The 22,420-nt window shown below is 71.5% G+C and carries 19 protein-coding genes and 1 pseudogene; 16 read left to right on the top strand and 4 right to left on the bottom strand.

The window, feature by feature from the left end; all coding sequences use genetic code 11:
- The first annotated feature begins 236 nt into the window (after positions 1 to 236).
- The 6 genes from LG379_RS15105 to LG379_RS15130 are packed head-to-tail and all read left to right on the top strand — an operon-like array spanning position 237 to position 5,371.
- Positions 237 to 1,175 (top strand): carbohydrate ABC transporter permease, encoded by a 939-nt coding sequence (locus LG379_RS15105; RefSeq protein ID WP_225755430.1) that lies wholly within the window; start codon positions 237 to 239, stop codon positions 1,173 to 1,175.
- Positions 1,175 to 1,990 carry a carbohydrate ABC transporter permease gene (locus LG379_RS15110; RefSeq protein ID WP_225755431.1) on the top strand — a complete coding sequence of 272 codons (816 nt, stop codon included), beginning with the start codon at positions 1,175 to 1,177 and terminating at the stop codon, positions 1,988 to 1,990. The genes LG379_RS15105 and LG379_RS15110 overlap by 1 nt, the downstream gene beginning before the upstream one ends.
- A gap of 3 nt (positions 1,991 to 1,993) precedes the next feature.
- Entirely contained in the window at positions 1,994 to 3,142 is a 1,149-nt protein-coding gene (gene dgoD / locus LG379_RS15115) for a galactonate dehydratase (protein WP_225755432.1), read from the top strand.
- Positions 3,143 to 3,144: 2 nt separating this feature from the next.
- Entirely contained in the window at positions 3,145 to 3,780 is a 636-nt protein-coding gene (locus tag LG379_RS15120; protein WP_225755433.1) for a bifunctional 4-hydroxy-2-oxoglutarate aldolase/2-dehydro-3-deoxy-phosphogluconate aldolase, read from the top strand.
- On the top strand, positions 3,777 to 4,718 hold the full coding sequence (locus LG379_RS15125) for a sugar kinase (RefSeq protein ID WP_225755434.1): 942 nt from the start codon (positions 3,777 to 3,779) through the stop codon (positions 4,716 to 4,718). Before LG379_RS15120 ends, LG379_RS15125 begins: the two co-directional genes overlap by 4 nt.
- Positions 4,719 to 4,753: 35 nt before the next feature.
- Positions 4,754 to 5,371 carry a gluconokinase gene (locus tag LG379_RS15130; protein WP_225755435.1) on the top strand — a complete coding sequence of 206 codons (618 nt, stop codon included), beginning with the start codon at positions 4,754 to 4,756 and terminating at the stop codon, positions 5,369 to 5,371.
- Here LG379_RS15130 and LG379_RS15135 read toward each other — a convergent pair.
- The 3 genes from LG379_RS15135 to LG379_RS15145 form a co-directional block, all read right to left on the bottom strand.
- Positions 5,356 to 5,865 (bottom strand): hypothetical protein, encoded by a 510-nt coding sequence (locus LG379_RS15135; protein ID WP_225755436.1) that lies wholly within the window; start codon positions 5,863 to 5,865, stop codon positions 5,356 to 5,358. The genes LG379_RS15130 and LG379_RS15135 overlap by 16 nt on opposite strands.
- A gap of 93 nt (positions 5,866 to 5,958) precedes the next feature.
- Complete coding sequence (locus LG379_RS15140) at positions 5,959 to 10,944, bottom strand: BTAD domain-containing putative transcriptional regulator (RefSeq protein WP_225755437.1); 4,986 nt, start codon at positions 10,942 to 10,944, stop codon at positions 5,959 to 5,961.
- A gap of 513 nt (positions 10,945 to 11,457) precedes the next feature.
- Positions 11,458 to 11,964 (bottom strand): toll/interleukin-1 receptor domain-containing protein, encoded by a 507-nt coding sequence (locus LG379_RS15145; protein ID WP_225755438.1) that lies wholly within the window; start codon positions 11,962 to 11,964, stop codon positions 11,458 to 11,460.
- 324 nt (positions 11,965 to 12,288) lie between these two features.
- Between LG379_RS15145 and LG379_RS17100 the strand changes: the two are divergent.
- From LG379_RS17100 to LG379_RS15160, 4 genes and pseudogenes are all read left to right on the top strand, one after another.
- A pseudogene (locus LG379_RS17100) lies at positions 12,289 to 12,615 on the top strand (DUF6308 family protein); the annotation flags it as partial.
- A gap of 22 nt (positions 12,616 to 12,637) precedes the next feature.
- Complete coding sequence (locus LG379_RS16950) at positions 12,638 to 13,042, top strand: DUF6308 family protein (protein WP_255632945.1); 405 nt, start codon at positions 12,638 to 12,640, stop codon at positions 13,040 to 13,042.
- Positions 13,043 to 13,074: 32 nt separating this feature from the next.
- A complete protein-coding gene (locus LG379_RS15155; RefSeq protein WP_225755439.1) occupies positions 13,075 to 13,842 on the top strand; it encodes an endonuclease/exonuclease/phosphatase family protein in 768 nt (255 codons plus the stop codon).
- Positions 13,843 to 13,923: 81 nt separating this feature from the next.
- A complete protein-coding gene (locus LG379_RS15160; RefSeq protein ID WP_225755440.1) occupies positions 13,924 to 14,214 on the top strand; it encodes a hypothetical protein in 291 nt (96 codons plus the stop codon).
- Here LG379_RS15160 and LG379_RS15165 read toward each other — a convergent pair.
- Positions 14,193 to 15,352, bottom strand: a protein-coding gene (locus LG379_RS15165; RefSeq protein ID WP_225755441.1) for an IS3 family transposase whose coding sequence is annotated in 2 segments (ribosomal slippage) — positions 14,193 to 15,071 and positions 15,074 to 15,352 — 1,158 coding nt in all. Because the reading frame shifts where the segments join, the coding sequence is not laid out codon by codon here. The genes LG379_RS15160 and LG379_RS15165 overlap by 22 nt on opposite strands.
- A gap of 201 nt (positions 15,353 to 15,553) precedes the next feature.
- Here LG379_RS15165 and LG379_RS15170 point away from each other — a divergent pair.
- The 6 genes from LG379_RS15170 to LG379_RS15195 all read left to right on the top strand — a co-directional run bounded on the left by LG379_RS15170 (position 15,554) and on the right by LG379_RS15195 (position 22,379).
- Positions 15,554 to 16,195, top strand: coding sequence for an SHOCT domain-containing protein (locus LG379_RS15170; protein ID WP_225755442.1), 642 nt, complete (start codon positions 15,554 to 15,556; stop codon positions 16,193 to 16,195).
- A gap of 94 nt (positions 16,196 to 16,289) precedes the next feature.
- Positions 16,290 to 19,052 carry a DEAD/DEAH box helicase family protein gene (locus LG379_RS15175; RefSeq protein WP_225755443.1) on the top strand — a complete coding sequence of 921 codons (2,763 nt, stop codon included), beginning with the start codon at positions 16,290 to 16,292 and terminating at the stop codon, positions 19,050 to 19,052.
- On the top strand, positions 19,049 to 20,341 hold the full coding sequence (locus tag LG379_RS15180; protein ID WP_225755444.1) for a restriction endonuclease subunit S: 1,293 nt from the start codon (positions 19,049 to 19,051) through the stop codon (positions 20,339 to 20,341). The genes LG379_RS15175 and LG379_RS15180 overlap by 4 nt, the downstream gene beginning before the upstream one ends.
- Before the next feature lie 111 nt (positions 20,342 to 20,452).
- Entirely contained in the window at positions 20,453 to 21,367 is a 915-nt protein-coding gene (locus LG379_RS15185) for a restriction endonuclease (protein WP_225755445.1), read from the top strand.
- Positions 21,368 to 21,460: 93 nt separating this feature from the next.
- Positions 21,461 to 21,640: a hypothetical protein gene (locus LG379_RS15190; RefSeq protein WP_225755446.1), complete on the top strand. Its 180-nt coding sequence runs from the start codon at positions 21,461 to 21,463 to the stop codon at positions 21,638 to 21,640.
- Positions 21,633 to 22,379: a hypothetical protein gene (locus LG379_RS15195; RefSeq protein ID WP_225755447.1), complete on the top strand. Its 747-nt coding sequence runs from the start codon at positions 21,633 to 21,635 to the stop codon at positions 22,377 to 22,379. Before LG379_RS15190 ends, LG379_RS15195 begins: the two co-directional genes overlap by 8 nt.
- Positions 22,380 to 22,420 lie beyond the last annotated feature (41 nt).

Raw genomic sequence — 22,420 nt, forward strand, 5'->3', positions numbered from 1 at the left:
AGGTCGACGGCAACGGCACCGTCGTCTGGGAGAGCGGGGTGAACCGGGTGGCCACGTCGCCCTCGACCGGGACGCTCACGCTCAGCGACACCTGGCGCAGCTAGCCGGGACCTCGAACGGCGGGGGGGGGGGGGGGGGGGGGGGGGGGCCCCCCCCCCCCCGGGCCCGCCGTCGTCCCTCGGCGCTCCCCGCCGACCCCCCGGTGCACCCACCGCCGCGTGCCCTAGGAGCGAACCTTGGCTACCACCACCCTCACCCGTCCCCTGCGGCCGCGCGGGAGGACCGTCCACCCCCGCGTGAGCGGGTGGGCGAACACGCACCGCAAGTGGCTGTTCGCCGCCCCCGCGATGGCGTTCGTCGCCGTCCTCATCGTCTTCCCCGTGGCGTGGACGATGTACCTGAGCCTCACCGACGCGTCCGGCTCGGTCCGCGCCGAGTCGGAGTTCATCGGCCTGGGCAACTACGTCGAGGTGCTCACCGACACGGCCCGCTTCTGGCCCGCCGTCGGCAGGACCGTCGCGTTCACGGGCGTCGTGCTCGCCGTCGAGGTCGTCCTCGGCATGGCCATCGCGCTGCTGCTGTGGCGGCCGTTCCGGGGAGAGAAGTGGGTCCGCGTGGCGATCCTGCTGCCGCTCGTCGCCACCCCGGTCGCCGTGGGCATGATGTGGCGGCTGATCTTCGACCCGAACATCGGGCTCGCCAACACGATGCTGGGCTGGGTGGGGATCTCCCCGCAGCCGTGGCTCGCGGGCCGGGCCACCGCCCTGCCGACCACGATGCTCATCGACATCTGGCAGTGGACGCCGATGGTCGTGCTCATCCTGCTGGCGGGGCTGACGTCGTTGTCCGAGGAGCCCAACGAGGCCGCCCTCATGGACGGCGCGAACGCGTGGCAGCGGTTCCGCTACGTGACGCTCCCCCTGATGATGCCGACGGTCGTCGTCGCGATCCTGCTGCGGGGCATCGACGCCCTCAAGACGTTCGACATCCTCTACGCCACCAAGGGCAAGGGCGGCGGCTCCTTCCACGAGGTCGAGACGCTCAACGTCTACGCCTACGGACTGAGCTTCGACTACAACGAGTACGGCTTGTCCTCGACCGTCCTCATCATCTTCTTCCTCATCATCATCGGCTCCATGTGGGCACTCACCTCACGCCGGAAGGTGACCGACTGATGCGTGTCAGCGCCCCGTACCGCGTCTTCAAGGCCACCGCGCTCGTCGTCGTCGTCCTGACGCTCCTCGCACCGCTGGTGTGGATGGTCATGGCGTCGTTCAAGACGAACGTCGACATCTACGACGTCGGCAAGGCGGTCTTCTTCGAGCCGACCGTCGAGAACTACGACACCGTCCTGCAGCAGGCCGACTACGTCCGGTTCATCGTCAACAGCCTGTGGCTGGCGTTCGCCTCCACCGCGCTGTCCATCCTGATCGGCGTGCCGGCCGCGTACTCGATGAGCCGGTTCGCGATGCGCCGCTCCGCACTGGTCGTGCTCATGGCCCGCGTCATCCCCGCCGTGTCCCTGCTGGTGCCCTGGTACTACGTCTTCTCGAACCTGCGCATGGTCGGCGGCTTCGGCGTGCTGATCCTGTCGCACATGTTCGTGGCGCTGCCCCTGATCGTCTACATCATGATGGGCTACTTCGACAGCCTGCCGCTGGAGCTGGAGGAGGCGGCGCTCGTCGACGGCCTGACGCCCATCGGCGCCTTCCAGAGGATCAGCCTGCCGCTGTCGACGCCAGGCATCGCGACGGCCGGGATCCTCGCGTTCATCTTCTCCTGGAACAACTTCATGTTCGCCCTCGTGCTCTCCGGGGCGGACACCAAGACCCTGCCCGTGGCCATCTTCGACTTCGTCGGGTACGCGAGCATCGACTGGGGCGGCCTCATGGCGGCCTCGACCGTCGTGACGGTCCCGATCATGGTGCTCGCGCTGTTCGCGCAGAAGTACGTGGTGTCGGGTCTGACCGCCGGTGCCACGAAGGGCTGAGGCATGACCCTGATCGCACGCGTGGAGACCTTCCTCGTCGCGCCCCGGTGGCTGTTCGTCCGCATCGAGACCGACAGCGGCGTCGTCGGCTGGGGCGAGGCGACCTGCGAGGGCAGGTCCGAGACGGTCCGCACCGCCGTCCAGCAGCTCAGCGAGCTGCTCGTGGGCCGGGACCCGCTCCGCATCGAGGACCACTGGCAGGTCATGACCAAGGGGTCCTTCTACCGGGGCGGCCCGATCCTGGCCAGCGCCGTGTCGGGGCTCGACCAGGCGCTGTGGGACATCGCCGGCAAGACCTGGGGCGTCCCGGTGCACCAGCTGCTCGGCGGGCCGGTCCGGGACCGCATCCGCATGTACGGCTGGGTCGGCGGCGACGAGCCCGCGGAGGTGGCCGACCACATCGCCGCGCAGGTCGAGGCGGGGCTCACCGCCGTCAAGATGAACGCGAGCGGGCGGATGGCGCCCGTCGCGACGGTCGCGGAGATCGACGGCGTCGTCGCCCGCGTCGCGGCTGCTCGGGAGGTGCTCGGCCACCACGGCGACGTCGCCGTGGACTTCCACGGACGCTTCACGCTCGCGAACGCCCGACGCGTCGCCCCCCTCCTGGAGCCGTTCCGGCCGTTCTTCCTCGAGGAGCCCGTGCTGCCCGAGAGCTCGCACCTCATGGCGCAGTTCACCGCGTCCACGAGCACGCCGGTCGCCACCGGCGAGCGGCTGTACAGCCGCCAGGAGTTCCTGCCGGTCCTCCAGGCGGGGATCGCCGTGGCGCAGCCCGACCTGTCCCACGCCGGCGGCATCACGGAGACGCGCAAGATCGCCGCGCTCGCCGAGGTCTACGACGTGCAGATCGCGCCGCACTGCCCGCTGGGGCCGCTTGCCCTCGCAGCCTGCCTCCAGGTGGGGTTCGCGACGCCCAACTACCTCATCCAGGAGCAGAGCATCGGCATCCACTACAACCTCGGCGCCGAGGTGCTCGACTACCTCGTGGACCCCGCACCGCTGACCTTCGTCGACGGCTACGTCGAGCGGTTCACGGGCCCTGGTCTCGGCATCGAGATCGACGAGACGGCGGTGCGCGCGGCCGACGCCCGGGGCCACGCCTGGCGCGGTCCGGTCTGGCGCCACGCCGACGGCTCCTTCGCGGAGTGGTGACCGTGACCGAGGACCTGATCGGGCGGCTGACCGCCGCGCGCGTGCTGGCGATCATCCGGGGTCGCGACGCCGACGCGTCGGTGACCGCCGCGCTGACGCTGTTCGACGAGGGCGTGGAGCTCGTCGAGGTGTCGCTGACGAGCCGGGACGCGCTCGCCGTCATCCGCAGCGTCCGGGACCGGGCCCCGGAGGGCTGCCGGATCGGCGCGGGCACGGTGCTCACCGCGCAGGCCGCCGCCGACGCCGCCGACGCGGGGGCGCAGTTCGTCGTCACCCCGGCCGTGACGCCGTCGATCGAGGCGGCGCTGGAGCTCGGGCTGCCGGTCCTCGCCGGGGCGCTGACGCCGACGGAGGCATGGGCCGCGATGGACCGCGGTGCCTGCGCGGTCAAGCTCTTCCCCGCCTCGGCCGGAGGACCCGCGTACCTGCGCAGCCTGCGCGACCCGCTGCCGACGACGCCGTTCGTCGCCGTCGGCGGTGTGGGCATCGACGACGTCGTGCCGTACCTCGAGGCGGGCGCGGTCGCCGTCGGCGTCGGCGGACCGCTCATCGGGGACGCCGCCTCCGGCGGTGACCTGGAGCGCCTGCGCGAGCGGGCACGCGCGTACCTCGAGGTGGTCCGGGGGTCCTCGGCATGAGCACCCTCGACGTCCTCACCATCGGCGAGACGATGGTGAGCTTCCGCAGCGACGGCCCCCTCGGTCAGGGCAGCCGGCACACCGCCCACGTGGCGGGTGCCGAGTCCAACGTCGCGATCGGGCTGGCGAGGCTGGGGCACCGGGCGGCCTGGGTGGGGCAGGTGGGCGCCGACCCGTTCGGCCACATGGTGCTCCGGGCGCTCCGCGGGGAGGGCGTGGACGTCTCGCGCGCGGTCGTGGACGGCACGGGCCCGACCGGGGTCATGTTCCTCGAGCAGCGCACCGCCGACCGGACCCGGGTGGAGTACCGCCGCCGAGGATCCGCCGGCTCCGCGCTCGACGCCCGGCAGGCGCTGGCCGCCCTGGACGACGGACCGAGGGTCCTGCACCTCACCGGCATCACCCCTGCCCTGTCCGGCTCGGCACGTGACGCGGTCCTCGCGGTCGCGGACGCGGCGTCGTCGTCGGGGGTGCTGGTCTCGCTCGACGTCAACCACCGCAGCCGGCTGTGGTCGCGGGAGGAGGCCAAGGAGGTCCTCACGGTGCTGGCCCGGCACGCGCAGGTCGTCATCGCGTCCGAGGACGAGCTCGACCTCGTGGCCGGCGGCGGCGAGGTGGACGCCGTCGCGCATCTGCTCGACCACGGTGCCCAGCACGTCGCCGTGAAGCGGGGGGCCCGCGGCGCCACCGTCCACGGCACGGGCGGCCGTGTGGACGCCGACGCGCTGCCCGTGACGCAGGTCGACCCCGTCGGGGCCGGCGACGCCTTCTGCTCCGGCCTGCTGTCCGGGCTCCTCGACGGCCTCGCCCCGGACGCCGCGCTGCGGCGGGCCGTCACCTGCGGTGCCGTCGCCGTCTCGACGCACGGGGACTGGGAGGGCGCACCCACGCGAGCCGACCTGGACCTCCTCGATGAAGGCGACACGACGGTCCGCTGAGCGGACGGTCCTGCGCGTGACGAGGGAGGCTCGACGTGGCTGCTGAGACGGCGCGCCCCGGTGCTGCCCCGAGGACGATGCACGTCGTCGTCATGGGGGTCTCGGGGTCCGGCAAGACGACCGTGGCGCGCGGCGTCGCCCGCGCCGCCGGGCTGCTGCTCGCGGAGGCCGACGACTTCCACCCCGTGACCAACGTGGACAAGATGCGTGGCGGCATCCCGCTCACGGACGAGGACCGCTGGCCGTGGCTCGGTGAGCTCGCCGGCTGGATGGCGGACCGCGCCCGTGAAGGCGTCTCCACGGTCATCACCTGCTCCGCCCTCCGTCGGGCGTACCGGGACGTCCTCGCCGCGGGGCCGCCGTCGATCCACTTCGTGCACCTCCGGGCGCCCACGCCGCTCATCCACGAGCGGCTGGCGATGCGGGTCGGGCACTACATGCCGCCGAGCCTCCTGGGCTCCCAGGTCGAGGCGCTGGAGCCGCTCGACGACGACGAGCCGGGCGTGGTCGTCGACGTGAGCGGCTCCCCCGACGAGGTCCTCGCCCGCGCCCTCCGGTCGATCGCAGGCCTCAGCGGACCCCGGGGGTCGGCGCCTCCTGCACGCCGACCCCCGGACGCCCCTGTCCGAGCTGCGCGTCAGGGCGCGAGGTAGTCGCAGAACGGCTGGAGGTCCTCCGGACCGCCCGTCGGCTCGAGGACCACGTCCTCGCTGCCGTCCGCCGGCCACAGCGTCAGACCCGACCCCCACGCGAGCTTGACGGTGCCCTCACCCGAGACGACCCGGGTGACGATGCCGCGGATGTGCACCGTGGCCGAGCCGTCCGGGTGGAAGACGGCGGTCTCCGGACCCATGGTGACGCCCCGAACCGTCTTGCCGTTGGCCGAGCTCTCGCTGCGGAACTTGAAATGGCGGAGCTCGCGGACCGCGGCGCCCTCCTCGTCGGTCCACGTGCGGACGAGGAACTCGCCCCACACGTGGACCGACACCGGGAACCCGCACACCTCGCTGAAGTACGGGTGCTCCGCGAGGGTGAACTCGAGCGTCTCGACCGTCCGCTCCGGGGCGGAGGCCTGCGCCGGCAGGGCGGCCACGGTGGCGAGGAGCCCGGCGGCGGCGAGGGCGGTGGTGGTTCGGCGGAGGGACATGTCAGCTCCTGGAGGTCGTTCCCCCCGGCCTGCCCGGTGGGGTCGGGAGCAACGCTGCAGCCCGGTGGTCGCACCGCGGTCGCGACCCGGTCTCTACGACCGGGCCCCGGTCCCCTCGCACCGCGGGCTCGCGCCCCGGGCGTCTTCCCGCAGGTGGATCTGACGCTCGGTGTCCGTCAGCTCGCGGTTGGCGGCGGCGCACGCGGCGGCGACCCAGTCCCGCGGGGCGGTGGACACGCGCACGACGACTCCCTGCTCGCTCCAGCTGTGCAGCACGGGGCGCTCGGGGTCGAAGCCCAGCCAGCCCCACATCGTGCCGTCGCTGACGGGCCGGCCCAGGGGCTGCCACGTCGCCACGTCCCACAGCAGGAGGTCGCCGTCAGTCCCCAGGCTGGCGGCGACGTCGCCGGCGGGCGAGACCGCGAGGTCGAGCACCCATCCCGGCGAGACGATGCGCGCCGGTGAGCGGGGTGCGAGCGTCCCGGCGTCCAGGACGTGCACCCGTCCCTGGGAGCTGCCGACCAGCACGGTGCGGCCGTCCGCCGCCCACTCCAGCGACACCGCCTCGTCCTCCCCGGGCAGCGCGGCGGCGGCGAGCTCCTCGGCCGTCGAGCTGTCGAGGACGGCGACACCACCGGGTGTCGCCACGAGCACCGTCGTCCCGTCGGGCGAGAGGGCGGCCAGACCCGCGGTGTCCGGGTAGCGCTCCAGCTCCTCGCTCCGCTGCGTGGCGACGACGCGTCCCGTGGTGAGGTCCACCACCGCCCGTTCGTCACGCCCGACGACGACGGCGCGCGACCCGTCGTCGCTCACGGCGATGCCGAGCACCGGACCCGGCAGGTCCACCTGCGTCCGCAGGGAGCCGGACGGCAGCGCGTACACCGCGAGCACCGTGGGAGCCGCGTACGGGTCGTCACCGGTCCCCCAGGCGGCGACCCCGGTCGTCCCGTCGCGGGACACACCCGTGGTCCAGACGAACGGCTCGGCGGAGGCCGGTGGCGGCAGGTCCTCGACCAGGACCTGCCCCCGCGGCAGGTCGACGACGTGCAGGGCACCGAACCCGGGCTCGTCACCGTCGAAGGCCTGGGCGAGTCCGACACCGGTGGCCGCGGCGGTGTGGCCCTTCACGACGGACGCCACCCCGCGCTGGACGTCGAGCAGGCCGGAGCGCCCGGTGAGGTCCCAGGCGATGGCCGCACCGTCGCGCCCGGCGCTCCACAGCACGTCGTCGTCGGGTCCCGCCAGGGCGAGGCCCATGACGGTCCCCGAGTGCGCCCGGTGCGTGCCGACGCGCTCGCCGGAGGCGACGTCCACCACGACGACGACGTTCTCCTCGCCCGCGTAGAGGGTCGCGCCGTCCGCGGACAGCAGCCCGGTCCGGGAGGCGTCCACGCCGATCGGCGCACTGACCGGCTGCAGCGTCGCGGCGTCGTAGACGGTGTAGACGACGTCGTCCTGCGCGCTCGCCAGGTCCTCGCCGACGAGGAGGAGCCCGTCCGGGGTGGAGTGCCAGACGTGGCCCGAGAGCCGGGCGGGCTCCCGCTCGGGGTGAGCCGGGTCGATGACGAGGGAGCCGCCGTCCTCCGACGCCATGCTCACGCGACCGTCCGGGAAGAGGTGGACGAAGTCGGGCCACTGCGGGCGCGGCAGCGGCACGGCGTGCTCCAGGCCGCCGCCCGCGGTCAGGTACACCAGGTGCGTGGGCGTGACGACGAGGACGAGCCCGTCCGGGGTCCACGACACGAAGGGGGAGACCACCGGGTCCGCACCCGGCTCCAGGACGCCCCGCAGGGCCGGCTCGTCGACGAACCACCGCTGCGCACCGGTGGCCGGGTCGAGCAGCGCGACGCCGGAGCCGTCGTCGGACGGGCCGCTGACCAGGACCCCGCCCGGGCCGGCGTCCAGGCCCAGCGCCTGGACCGGGAGGTCGGCGGTCCACAGCCGTGCTCCCGTCGCCGCATCGACCGCCCAGACCCGCGGCGCGTTCTCGCCCACGTACACCGTCCCGCCGTCCTCACCGGCATCCACCCTGAGGAAGCGCTCCTCGGTCCGCACCTGCGTCCGGAGGTCCGGCGCCTGGCCGAGCAGGGTGAGCAGCGGTCCGTAGGTGTCGGGCGTGGGGGCGCGGTCCACGGCCTCGAGGGCCAGGAGGAGCGCCCGGTCGTAGTAGTCCTCGTTCACCGCCGTCGCGGCGAGCCGCCCGGCGGTCGCCGTCACCGCGGCCTCCTCGGCCCTGGACTGCGCCGCGAGGGCCTCGGCCTGGGCGCGGCGCGACCGCAGCTCCGCCTGCCAGGCCACCACACCGGCCAGCAGTGCCACCACCAGGACGCAGGCGAGGCCGACGACGACGAGGCGGAGCCGACGGTTGCGGCTCAGCGCGTCCTGCGCCCGCCGCTCCGCCTCGACCCGGTCGCGGTCCAGCTGGTCGCGTGCGGCGTCCAGGAACTCACGCTCGACGCCGGTGACCTCCTCGGGCCGGTGCTGGGCGACCTCCAGGCCTGCGGCCAGGCGGGTCCCGGTCCACAGGAGGGACGGGTCGCGGTGCTCGTCGTCCCACTCGCCGGCGGCGACGGCCAGCCGCCGCTGGACGGCGCGGCCCGCCGTGTCGTCCTCCAGCCAGGCGCGCAGCCGCGGCCACTCCCGGAACAGGGCCTCGTGGGAGACCTCGACGTGCCCGTCGGAGACCGTCAGCAGCCGGGCGCGCGCGAGCGTGTCGACGAGGTCGGCCATGCCGGGACGTCCGAGGTCCAGCAGCTCCTTGAGGGGCACGCGGCGGCGGGTCACCAGGTCGCCCTCGCCCGGGCCGGCCAGGCGGAGGAAGAGGGTCTGCGCCAGCGGGTGCACGTTCTCGGGCAGCGCCTGCATGGCCGTCTCGGCCTGGTGGGCGATGGCGCCGCTGAGCCCGCCCGTCCCGACGTACGCCGCGAGGGTGAGCGTCCGGCCACGTCGCATGTGCCACAGCTGCGTCAGCGAGGTCGACAGGAGCGGCAGGAGCCCCGGCTCGCGGCCGGCGTCGGCGACGAGGGCGTCCGCCAGCCCGACCTCGAGGTCCAGTCCGGCACGACGGGCCGGGAGCTCGACCGCCCGCCGGATCTCCTCGGGCGAGGGCGGTCCGACGAGCACGGTGGCGTCACCGACGACGCGCGCCATGTCGGCGTGCTCGGCGAGCTGACCCACGAGGTCGGCCCGCACGGCCACCACGAGCGTGATGCCGGCGTCGCCCGCCGGGAGTGCGGCCAGGGTGTCGAGGAACGCCGTCCGCTCCCCGACGTCGTGGCACGCGGTCCAGGCCTCCTCGAGCTGGTCGACGACGAGCACGACCCGTTCCGGCCCCTCCTGCGACCTGAACAGGCTCCCGATCGCGTCCTCGACGGCCACGCCCGGCTGCCCCACCGCGGCCTCCGCGAGCGCGCGCATCGGGTGCGCGCCGGGCTGCACGACGACCTGCCGCCAGCGCCCGCTCCCCGGGAGGAGGTCCTCGCGCAGGCCGGCGAGCAGGCCGGCCCGGATCACCGAGGACTTGCCGCTCCCGGACGGGCCGACCACGGCGAGCGCACGGCTGCCGGCGATCCGCGCCAGCAGCTCGGCGGTGAGCCGTTCCCGCCCGCAGAACCACCGGGCGTCGTCGACGGCGTACGCCTCGAGGCCGCGCCAGGGGCACACGCCGTCCTCGTGGCCCGGCGCCCCGCTCTCCGCCAGGGTCTGCACGCCGTCGACCAGGGAGCTCCGCGCGTCGGCGAGCTCCGCCGCCGAGGCGCTCGCCCGCAGGCTCGCGTCACGCACGGAGACCGCCGCCTGCGCCCGGTTCCAGCTCACGGTGGCCGCCTCGACCCGGCCCGGCCAGCCGCCGGACCGCTCGAGGACGTGCTCCGCAGCGGCGGGGGCCGTCTGCGGGCCGAGCCGGTCCGCGAGCATGGCCACGACGTCGTCGGCGCCGAGGGGACCGAGCTCCACGACGTGAGCCGCGGACGTGGGGACCTCGTGCGGGCGGCACAGCTGGACGAGCAGCGTGGCCGGCGCGAGCGGCCCGGTGACGGGGCCGCGAGCCACGACGAGCGCGGGCGTCCCGTCGCCCATCGGCGTTGCCGGGCCGGCGCCTGCCTCGCGCACGTGGCCACCGCGGTCGAGCACCTCGGTGGCGAGCGCCTGGACCAGCCTGCCGGTGCCCGCGCCGGGCGGTCCGGTGAGGACGACGTGAGCGCTGCCGCCGTCCTCGGCCACGCCCCACGCCCGCCGGAGGGCGGCGAGCTCCTGCTCCCGTCCCCGCAGCGGGGTGGCCGGCTCCCGCAGCCGCGGCGGCACCACGTCGGAGGGCGGGGGGCCGCCCAGCTCAGGGTCCTGCGTGAGCACCTGCTGGTGGCGCCGGCGGAGCGCCGCTCCGGGGTCCACGCCGAGGTCCTCGGCGAGCACGTCGCGCACGCGCTCGTACGTCCGCAGGGCGTCCGCCTGCTGCCCCAGCCGGTACTGGGCGAGCATGAGGAGCTCCCACGCGCGCTCGCGATGCGGATGGTCGGCCACGAAGCGCTCCAGCTCGCGCGCCGCCGCCGGGAGGTCTCCGCCGTCGATCTCGGCCGCCCACAGGTCCTCGGTCGCCGTGAGGCGGGCCTCGTCGAGCCGACGGCCCTCCGCCTGGCCGAACGCCGTCCCACGGACGTCGGCGTACGCGGGTCCGTGCCACATGCCCAGGGCCTCGCGCAGCATCCGGGCGGCGGCCGCGGGTCGTCCCCCCGCCATCGCCTCCCGCGCCTGCGTCACGAGGCGCAGGAAGCGCTCGGCGTCGATGGCGGACGGGTCGAGGGTCAGCCGGTAGCCCGGACCGTCCGTGACGAGCAGCCGCGGGGGGCGGCCGCGCTCCGGCTCGATCGCGTCCCGGAGCCGGAGCACGACCGTCTGGAGGGACTTGGCGGCCGTGCGCGGCGGGTCGTCCCCCCAGAGCGCGTCGACGAGGTCGTCCGTCGGCACCATGTGACCCACGCTCGCGACCAGCCGCGCGAGCAGGGTCCGCTCACGCCGGCCGGGCACCTCGACCGTCCCGTCCCCGACGCTGACCCTCATCGTGCCGAGGACCGACACGTGCATGCGCTGAGGGTAGACCCAGGCGACCATCCGTGACCTGCCTCCGTTCGGGGGTGCTGACGCCACCCTGGCGGGGTCCGGTCGCGGCCCGGTCGTGGTCCGGTCTCCGACGGCGCGAGGTCGTCCAGCCGCCGCGGCGGGCACCGGGCCGCCGCGTAGAGTTCCGTCGAGGGTTCCGCCCAGCGCTCGGTGGCCGAGGCGTGGAGCTCCCGGGCCTCCTGGGGGTTCCACCCTTTAGTCGAGACCTGCGGAACCACACCGACGTAAGCACCCGATCTCGGCGTCGGGGAGAACGGCGTCCACACGCTCGCGGAACGCTTTCACCGCGCAAGCGTCATGCCGAACGAACCGGCAAGGCGCCAGCACTCCTCCCGACGCAATGCCCTTGCTGGTGTGCAGCTCCTGGCTCCCGGTGCGGAAAAGCCTCGCCAGGGCGCTCGCTCGGAGCCGCTGTGTCGGTCGGTCGGCGTCCGCCGATCCAGACGCACGGGCTCGGACGACCGTGGTGCGACCGCGTCAGACGGTAGCCATCTCGTCCTCGACGGCAACAAGCTCGGCGATCTTGGTGGCGACAACGGCCATGGAGTCGTCAGAGGTGTTCAACCCGTTCCGCGAGGCCAGCAGGGGGCTGACCTTCCGGAGCTCGTCGTAGGTCGTCCCGTGAACGACAGGGATGAGCAAGTCGCGTGCGAGGAGCTCGGAGAGCTCCTTGTCAGAGACACCCCGGCTGTCGACGCGCTCCAGCAGTGCAGGGGTGACAAGGACGAGGCCGGTACGCGACTTCGCCAGGCCCCTGTCGATCTCTCGCATGAACGGTTGGCCGAGCACGATGTCCTTCTCGCTAAACCAGACTGACACCCCCTCAGCCGTGAGCAGGGCGTGCAACTCGGTCGCGACACCACGCCGGTCATCCCACGCGTGGCAGAGAAAAACGTCGCGGAGGTCGGGATCTTCGCGCGCACGCAACTCGGCCGTTCGGCGGACAGGAGTCAGCGCGCGCACTTCGGCAGGCGTGTAGGTCACGGTTGAGGTGCTCGGGGACCAACTCGGCCGCACTCTGCCGCCGATGGGCGCACCCCCACCGCTCGCGCCGCCCCCTCCGCTGCTCCGCGGCGAGGACGTCGGCCGCGTGTCGTAGTACCAGGACGAGGAGTACCCGCCGGATCCGCGACCGCCACATGCAGGGCACTTCGCGCGCGCACTCGCCGTGCGATGGCCCCAGACTGGCGCTGTACACCTACTCATGACTGAAAGTGTAGTGGGCGCTGACGCCCCGGGGCTGATCAAGATGGCCCCGACGCGCGGCGCGCGGCCCCGTGGCGACGTGCTCGTGGAACGATCACGCTCATGAGCGACCCCGAGGTGTGGCAGCAGATCCCCGACGGCTGGCCGGCGGCTCCCGCCGACCTCATCGAGGCAGCAACCCTGCAGGCGCTCAAAGCGCTCAGCGACGACACCAAGCGACCGGCGAGCGAGCGGCTGGCGCAGTACTACGACCTCGCCGGGAACTTCGCTGGGGCGACCTTCGTAGATCTGCAGCCCAACGATCCGAACGACATCACCGCGACCGACCTGCACGCCTTGACTCTCATGAAGGTCGAGGTCCTTGGCGGTGGGACCCGCCGACTCCTGGAAGGGAACACCCACCGTCCAGCGATCCTCCAGGCCCTGGCCGGGGTGGAGCCAGGACTTGCTGGTGGCCGGCCCCACCGACTTCCTCGCGATGGAGAGGCTGTACCTCGCGGTCCGCGACGCCCTCTCCGAGCCGGGTGTGAAGAGCCGGAACCAATGGGTCACGGCCTCCAAGCTTTGCGCCCGGAAGCGGTACGACCTGTTCCCGGTACGGGACAGCGTCGTGTGCACCTACCTGGGCCTGATCCCCTCCAAGGGGAAGGGCAGAGGCAACTACCAGATCGACTACCAGGTGTACCGGGCTCTGATCGGGAACCGGGAGGTCATCGAGCGGATCGACGACCTGGTCGACCGGCTGCGGGACGGTGTCCCAGGCCGGGAGGTGCGGCTGGACGGCGGTCGCCTACGCCTGCTGGACGCAGCCCTGTGGACCTGGGTCGACAAGAGCGAGCTCGCGCGCCGTCGCTGACTGGGCCGTGAACCGGGAAGTAGCAACCCACCGTGTTGTCGAACGCACAGGCCGACGAAAGGGGCCGTCTGACCGTGGGTGCCGGAGCCTTCCGCGCTGCGACCTGGAACACCGAGTGGCTCCGAAACACGCGACGAGTTCCGGAGGCCCTGGCGGTGATCGAGGCGTGGGACGCCGACGTGCTGGTGCTCACCGAGGTGGACGAGGCGCTGCTCGGCCGCTTGAACCTGCATGTCGCGCGAGGCGGGGACGACTGGGGCTACGGCCACTCCCCTGGGCGGCGGAAAGTCGCGGTGTGCTCCCGGACCCCGTGGCGTGACGTCGACAGTGTTGGTCACCCCGGCCTGCCGGCCGGACGGTATGTCGCTGCGACGACGGACACCGCCTCCGGACCACTCCGCGTCGTGGGCTTGTGCATACCGTGGCGCGACGCGCACGTCCGCACCGGTCGCCGGAACCGGGTCGCCTGGGAGGACCACGCCGCGTACTTGGAGCCGCTACCCGAACTCCTCAAGCAGGAGTCCCTCCGCGGAGCCCTGGTGGTCGCTGGTGACCTGAACCAGACAGTCCCCGGCACGCGCTCTCCCCGACCTGTCCAAGACTTGCTGGCTCGGGCGTTCGCAGACCTCGAGATCACCACCGCCGGCCGCTCGTGCGGGAACCGCCTTCTGGACCACATCGCAGTGACCTCGCACTGGAATCCGCTCGAGGTGGTCCTGGAGTGCCTGGCACACGGCGAGGCCCCGCTGTCCGACCATGACGCAGTAGTCGTCACGCTCGAACAGCAGGCCAGCCTTTAGCCAATGGTGCCCCGGCCCGCTCACTTCTGGCGCGGGTCGAGGGGCAACCAGGTGTCGGAGCACCGCAGTAGCCTCCCCAACATGGCCGAGCCGCCGCTGCCGAACGCTGAAGAGACCGTCACGCTTCTGGACGATCTCATCGCTGAATGGAAGGCCGTCGACGGACCGATCGACGTACGGGTCGATGGTCACATCTCCCACGCCGTCCACGTGTTCGGGCTTGTCTGCCACACGTACGCGCTGGCCGACGCCGTGCTGCACCTTCGCGCGGCCGGTCACCATGTGCAGTCGGTACCGCTGATCCGGCAGGCCATGGAAGGGTCTGCTGCACGAGTAGGTGACAGTCGGTCTCAGGCGGCGAGTGCGACCTGAGTGGTCATGATGGTCTCGTACTCGATGGGGGTCAGACGGCCGAGGCGGGCTTGGCGTCGGCGGCGGTGGTAGGTCCGTTCGATCCAGGTGATGACCGCGATCCGCAGGTCCTGGCGTGTGGCCCAGCGGCGCCGGTTCAGGACGTTCTTCTGCAGGAGCGAGAAGAAGGACTCCATGGCGGCGTTGTCCCCGGCGGAGGCGACCTGGCCCATCGACCCGACGAGGTCGTGAGCGGCCAGGACGCGGGCCACCTTCCGGCTACGAAATTGGCTGCCGCGGTCCGAGTGCACCACGCAGCCGGCCACATCGCCGCGACGTTGCACGGCGCTGACCAGTGCGTTCACCGCGATCTGGGAGGTCATGCGGTCGCTGATCGAGTACCCCACGATCCGGTTGGAGAACACGTCCTTGATCGCACAGAGGTAGAGCTTGCCCTCGCTCGTGGAGTGCTCGGTGATGTCCCAGAGCCACAGCCGGTTCGAGGCGTCGGCCGTGAACCGGCGCAGCACGAGGTCGTCGTGAGCAGGAGGGCCGGCCTTCTTGCCGTTCCTCGTGCGCTTCTTGCCGAACACCGACCACCAGCCGTTGCCCGAGCAGATCCGCCACACGGTCCGGTCGCAGGCGACCTGGCCGGCGCGCCCGGCCTCGTCGGCCAGGAGCCGGTAGCCGAACTCCGGGTCGTCGCGGTGGGCGTCGAACAGCACGTTCGCGAGGTAGGCCTCCTCGAGCTCGCGGGCACCGATCGGCGCGGCGAGCCAGCGGTAGTAGGGCTGGCGGGCGAGCTTGAGGACCCGGCACGTCACCGTGACGGGGATCCCGTCAGCGGCGAGCTCAGTCACGAGCGGGTAGATCATTTTCCCGGCAGGTGCGCCTGGGCGGAGTAGGCCGCCGCCCGGCGCAGGACCTCGTTCTCCTGCTCCAGCAGCCGGTTGCGGCGCTTGAGCTCTCGGAGCTCGGTCGACTCGCTCGGCGTCGTTCCGGGGCGGTGACCATCGGCGACATCAGCGGCTTGCAGCCAGTTGCGCAGGCACGACTCGGAGATGCCGAAGTCCTTGGCGATCTGAGCGATCGGGGCATCGCCGCGGCGGGCCACCGCGACGACATCGTCGCGGAACTCCTTCGGATGGGGTCTGGGCACGGTCAACATCCTTCCAGCGGCGCCCTCCGGCACCACAGGTCAGGTGTCACCTACTCGTGCATCAGACCCGAAGGAGGTGATACGGCACCTGCGTCCGATCCACCCGGCCGACACCACGGTCCGCTCAGCCCGGGATCACTTCACCCCTGCATCGGGCAACTGTCCCCGAGTCGGGCACCATCGCACGACTACAGTCGCGCCATGTCGATGAACGGGCGCGTCATTGCGGGCCACTTCCTGAATGCGGCGGTGACCACGACTCCCATCGGGAATGGCGTGGTCGTCCAATCGGGACTCAAGTGGCGGAAGCTGAACCACGAGCAGGTGGCCGAGTGGGAAGAAGTGCCCTCCGAGTCGCCGGGCACGTTGAGCGCCGTCGGACAGGCAGTCACCGGCGCGGTCCTCCCCCGCTTCATCAGCAAGGGTGCCTCAGCGGCGGTCGGCGCTGCCATCGACGCCAACCTGCGGCCCTCGCACACAGTGCGCGTCGACTGGGCGGACGGGAAGCGATCCCTGCTCAAGCTCCCGGATCAGCTGTTCGCGCACCTGGAAGTCATGCTCAAGGACCGCCGAGCGGCAGTAGCCCCGCCCGTCCCCCATACCTCGGAGCCCGCAGGCTCAGGACTCGCGCCCACAGCCCAGCCCACAGTCACAGAGCAGGCGTTCTCGCTCGTCTCGGGCCTGCTAAAGGAGCGCAAGGCCGCCCCGTCCACCGGGTCGACCGCTACGGAGAAGCCCGATGTCGCCGAGCAGCTCATGAAGCTGGCCTCGCTTCGAGATGCCGGTGTACTCACCGACGACGAGTTCGCGGCCAAGAAGGCTGAACTGCTGTCGCGGATGTAACGCATCGCCGAGGAGGACGCCACGACCGCGACGCCTTCGAGGCTCTGACTGGTCTGCCGAGGGCCATCGCAGTCGCGCCACTACGGTTAGGAGCATGCTCGTGGAGGACGCACCGCGGCTGCCGGCCGAGCAGCGCGCCCGGGTCCTCATCGACGCCCAACTCGTGGCCGCCAGCTGGGTCGTCCAGGACAAGGGGCAGGTCAACCTCTTCGCCGGCCCCGGCGTCGCGGTCCGCGAGGTCGTCATGGCCCCCGGCCACGGCCGCATCGACTACCTCCTCTACATCGACAAGCAGGTCGTCGGGGTCATCGAGGCCAAGCCCGAAGGCACGACCCTGTCCGGCGTGGAGTGGCAGTCCGCGATGTACGCCACCGGCCTGCCCGAAGCGCATGCCAAGCGTGCCGTCACCGTCGGCGGGCGCCTGCCGTTCGTCTTCGAGGCGTCCGGCACCGAGACGCACTTCACCAACGGCTACGACCCCGACCCCCGCGCCCGCCAGATCTTCGCCTTCCCCCAGCCGGCCTCGCTCGCACGCGTCCTGCGCGGCGTCGACGACGCGCCGGACGCCCCGACATGGCGAGGCAAGGTGAAGGACCTCCCTTCGCTGGACACCGACCCGCTGCGGCCGGCGCAGATCGACGCCATCCAGGGCCTCGAGAGCTGCCTCGCCGAGCAGCGGTTCGCGCGATCGCTCATCCAGATGGCCACCGGAGCCGGCAAGACCTACACCGCCGTCACCGCCGCCTACCGGCTCCTCAAGCACGGCGGCTTCGGCCGCGTGCTGTTCCTGGTCGACCGCAACAACCTCGCCGACCAGACCCTGGCGGAGTTCGGGAACTACCGCACCCCCGACGACGGCCGCCGGTTCACCGAGATCTACACCGTCGACAAGCTGTCCAGCGCCGGGATGCTCGCCAGCTCCAACGTCGTCATCTCCACCATCCAACGCGTCCACCGCGTCCTGTCAGGGGCCGAGGCACCGGACTACGACGACCCCGCCCTGGACGGGTGGATTCCCGGCACCCCGGTGACCGTCAACTACAACCCGGCGATGCCACCGGAAACGTTCGACCTGGTGATCGTCGACGAGGCGCACCGGTCCATCTACGGGGTGTGGCGCTCGGTGCTGGAGTACTTCGACGCCCACATCGTCGGGCTCACCGCAACCCCGGGCCGGCAGACGTTCGCCTTCTTCCAGCAGAACCTGGTCTCGGAGTACACCTACCCCCAGTCCGTCGCCGACCGCGTCAACGTGGACTTCGACATCTACCGAATCCGCACCGAGAAGACCGAACAGGGCGGCACCATCGAGGCCGGGACCGTCGTGCCGAAGGTCGACCGGCGCACCCGCGCCAAGCGGTACGAGACGCTCGACGAGGACCTGGACTACACCCCGTCTCAGCTGGACCGGGCCGTCACCGCCCAGGGGCAGATCCGCCTCGTCCTCGAGACCTTCCGGGACCGGCTGTTCACCGAGATCTTCCCCGGCCGCTTCAGCGTCCCCAAGACGCTGATCTTCTGCAAGGACGACGCCCACGCCGAAGAGGTCGTCACCCAGATCCGGGAGGTGTTCGGCAAGGGTAACGACTTCGCCGCGAAGATCACCTACGCCGCCAAAGACCCCAAGGGCCAGCTGCAGGCGTTCCGGACCTCCGCCTCCCTGCGGGTCGCGGTGACCGTGGACATGATCGCCACCGGCACCGACGTCAAGCCGCTGGAGTGCGTGTTCTTCCTGCGGGACGTGCGCTCGGCGCAGTACTTCGAACAGATGAAGGGCCGCGGCGCACGTACCATCACCCCCGCCGACTTCCAGGCCGTGACCCCCGACGCGGAGGTCAAGACGCGGTTCGTCATCGTCGATGCCGTCGGGGTCACCGAGCGCGACTTCGTCGAACCGCCCCTGAACCGGGAGAAGGGTGTCTCCCTCAAGCAGCTCCTGGACCGCGCCGGGCAGCTCGTCCTCACCGAGGCCGAGACCGCCACCCTCGCCTCCCGCCTGGCCGCTCTGGAGCTGCAGCTCACCCCGGACGAACGCACGGAGCTCGACACCGTCGCCGGCGTCCCGCTGCGTACCGTCATCCGAGGGCTGATCGACGCCGTCGACCCCGACCTGCAGGCCAGGGCGCTCGCCGCCGCGCCCGGTCAAGACCGGGACGACGTCATCGCCGGGCTGGTCGAGACCGCGATCGAGCCGCTGGCCGCCAACCCCGAGCTCCGGGCCCGGATCCTCGAGCTGCGGCAGACCCACGAGCGAGTCGTCGATGAGGGCGCCGACGCCCTCATCGACGCCTACGGCGTGGTCGACCCCGACCGCGCGCGCGGCATCGTCGAGTCCTGGCGGGCGTACCTGGACGACCACCGCGCCGAGATCACCGCCATCCAGGTCATCGGCGAGGCCCGGACGCGGGCCGTGCCCTTCGCCAGCCTCAAGGAGCTCGCCGACCGCATCGCCCGCCCTCCGCACAACTGGACCGTGGACATGGTCTGGGCCGCGCACGAGGCCGTCGACGTCGGCCGCGTCCGCCACAACGACCACGCCCGCCTGACCGACCTGGTCTCCCTGCTCCGGTACAGCCTCGGCGTCGACGGCGAACTGGTCCCGTACGCCGTCCGGGTCCGGGAGCGCTACGCCGGGTGGCTCCTGCAGCAGGAGCAGGCCGGAGTCACCTACACCGAGGCGGAGCGGTGGTGGCTGGACCGAATCGCCGACGTCATCGCCTCCTCCGCCGGCATCACCGACGACGACCTCGACACCGCGCCCTTCACCGAACGCGGTGGCATCGACGGCGCTATCCGCGACCTCGGCGAACAAGCCGCCACCCTCCTGCACGACCTCAACGAGGAGCTCACGGCGTGATCCGCAACGTTCCCCTGTCCGAGCTGCTTAGCGGCACAGGTCAACGCGGACAGCTGCAGCAGGGATGGAGCCCACAGTGCCTGGCGACGCCTGCACCGGACGACGCGTGGGGTGTCCTGAAGACCACTGCGATCCAGCCCGGTGAGTTCCTCGCGCAGGAGAACAAGGAGTTGCCGGCCCACTTCGATCCGCGGCCGGAACTCGAGGTGCGCACGGGGGACTTGCTCCTGACGTGTGCAGGTCCACGTTCCCGATGCGGAGTGCCCACGCTGGTCCGCGCGACGCGACCGAGACTGATGCTCTCCGGCAAGATGTACCGCTTCCAAACGAAGACCGACGTTCTCGATCCGAGGTACCTCGAGTACTACTTGCTTTCGCCGGACGCGCAGGCCCGGATCGACCGAATGAAGACCGGCATCAGTGAGAGCGGCCTGAACCTCACGAAGCAACGCTTCCTCAACCTGCCTGTTCCTGTTGCCTCACCGTCAGAGCAGGGGCGGATCGTCGACATCCTCGAAGACCACCTCTCCCGCCTCGACGCCGCCGCCAACTACCTCGACGCCGCTTCAAGGCGCGTCAGCCGCCTACGCGAATCGTGGCTTGCGCGATCCCTGCCCACGGGCCTCCCGTCCACCGAGTCGATCACGATCGCAGATGCCTTAGTGAGTTCGCGGGGCGGGTGGAGCCGATCGCGCGCGCACCTCGTCGAGCCACCCTCGGGCGTGCCGTACCTCAAGATGCACAACATTTCGCGGTCCGGCTCCCTCGAACTGCGAGACGTCGTGCGGGTCGCTGCATCTGACGCGGACGTGGCGCGCTACGGGCTCCGTGACGGGGATGTGCTCTTCAACTCCAAGAACAGCGGCGATCTGGTGGGGAAGACCGCCGTCGCCGACCGTCGAGTCGCGGGCTGGGTCTTCAACGAGAACATCATGAGGCTCCGATTCGACGACCGCTTGCTTCCGTCATTTGTCGGCTTGTGGTTCCAAGGGCCGAGCATGCGACGCCAGATCGTGGAGGCCGCGAGCGCAAGCACGAACGTGGCTGCGGTTTACATGCACACACTCAGCGGTTTCCGCCTCTGGATTCCGGAGAGGAGCGTCCAGGCCCGACTCGTCGACGAGTTCGAAGCCCTCCAGGGGAGCATGAGAGGGTGCCTCGACTCGGCTGAAGACAATGCTGCGCGGGTGCGTCGTTTGCGCGCTGCTGTGCTGAGCGCGGCGTTCTCGGGCCGCCTGACCGGCCACTCGTCCGACCTCGACCGCGCAGAGGAGATGGCGTTCGCATGAGCAACGTCTGGGGCGTCCACAACGACACGCTCACCACCGAGCTCTTGGACGAGGGCTTCGTCAGCATCGGCTGGGACGACCTCGGCGACCTCAACGCCCTCCCACCCGGCCGTGACGCTCAAGGCCGCTCTCGCAGCCTCCCGCCCCGAGGACAAGCCGGGCGCCATCGCGACATGGGCGGGCACGCTGAACCGCTTCCGCGACGAGATGCAGCCCGGTGACGTCGTCGTGGCCCCGTACAAGCCGGACAGCACGATCAACATCGGCATCGTGTCAGGGCCGTACACCTACGTCGCCTACGCTCCCACTCATCGCCATCGTCGGTCGGTGGCGTGGAAGAAGGTGGGCGTATCCCGCACCGTCTTCACTCAGCCGGCCCTCTACGAGCTCGGTGCCTTCCTCACCGTGTTCCGGATCCGCCGCAGCGCCGCCGAGTTCCAGGCCGTGCTGGAGGCGACCGACGACTCCGTCGAGGGCGTGACTCGCCTGGTTGAGGAGGTGGCGCACCGGACGTCGTCGGACGCAGAGACCACGGACGAGCCGCGCGCCTCGCGGATCGAGCGACACACCCGCGACTTCGTCCTTGAGACGCTTCAGAAGCGGCTGACGCATGCCGAGTTCGAGGAGTACACGGCCGACCTGCTCCGCTCGCTCGGCTATCAGGCGCGGGTTACGGCGTACAGCCGGGACGGCGGCGTCGACGTCGTGGCGCACCGCGACCCCCTCGGCGTCGAGCCCCCGCTCATCAAGGTGCAGTGCAAGCACCAGACCGGCGCGATCGGGGCGCCGGACGTCCAGCGCCTCATCGGCAGCCAGGGCATGAACGAGCTCTCCCTGTTCGTCACCCTGGGCTCCTACAGCCGCGACGCGGTGAGTATCGAGCGCACCCGCAGCGGCCTCCGACTGCTCACGGGCGAGGACGTCGTCACGCTCACCCTCCAGAACTACGCCGCGCTCCCCCAGCGCTGGCGGTCCCGCATCCCGCTGACATCAGCACTCGTCGTCGACGACGCCGCCGACTCCTGAGGACGGTGCGGGCCCGGCCGCCAGGAGTGCGCCACAATCGTCGTGTCGGTGCCCGCTGAGACCATGGCTGCGGGATCGACAGAGGAAGAGGTCATGACGCAGATCACCTACTTGACCAAGGACGACATCGCGCGCCGCCGGGCGGAGCTGCTCGATCGCGCAGGGCTGAACCTGGACGAGCTGCGTGGGCGTGGAGCCACGTACCAGCTCTCCCCTGAGCAGGCGGTGATCCTCAAGGAGCTGGAGGACCTGGAGTTCCTCGCCGGTGCCTGAGCCCACGCCACAACGCCTCGTCGCTAAGGTCGAGGAGTTCGCAGACGAGCTGGGAGCACTGCTTTCCGGCGTCTTCCCCGGGCAACACCCTGACTTCCTCGCACGCGTCACCGAGGGCGAGTCGACGCTCGTGATCATCGAGCAGGACCCACCCACGGGGATCGAGCTGACCGCAGCCGAGGAGCCCCTGCTACGGCTTACGGCCTCGTACCGCTGCTCCTGGGACCACGCAGGTGAGTTCCTGGCGGTGCTCGAGTCGACCTTTGCCGTCTTCACGTCGCAGTCCGACGAGCCCCTTTTCCGGTACGACTTCATCGAGTCCGACGGCAAGGTGCCCGGCGCACACCTCAACGTCCACGGTCATCGCGACGAGATGGTCTTCGCGCTGACGAGCGCCGGCAGGCGGCTTCGGGGCCGAGCGCGCTCCGCCACGGTCAGCCGCGGCCGCGTCCCCCGGCTTGCCTCCTTCCACTTCCCGCTGGGCGGGCCGCGTTTCCGTCCGTCGCTCGAAGACGTCGTCGAGATCGTGGTTCGCGAGTTCGGCCTCGACACCAATCCGGGTTGGGAGCGGGCCGTGCAGACCGGTCGCTCAGCATGGCGGGAGAAGCAGCTCCGCTCAGCGGTGCGTGACGATCCCGAGTCCGCTGCTGACACCCTTACCAGTCTGGGCTACACCGTCTCGTGGCCCGACGGCCAGGAGCGGCGCCCGCGCCGCGACGAGCGAATCCTTGCCCTCTGAGACGAGCGAGTCCTTGCTTCTGAACCGTGAACACAAAGGAG

This window comes from Actinotalea sp. Marseille-Q4924, from assembly GCF_916618755.1.
GTDB lineage: Bacteria > Actinomycetota > Actinomycetes > Actinomycetales > Cellulomonadaceae > Actinotalea.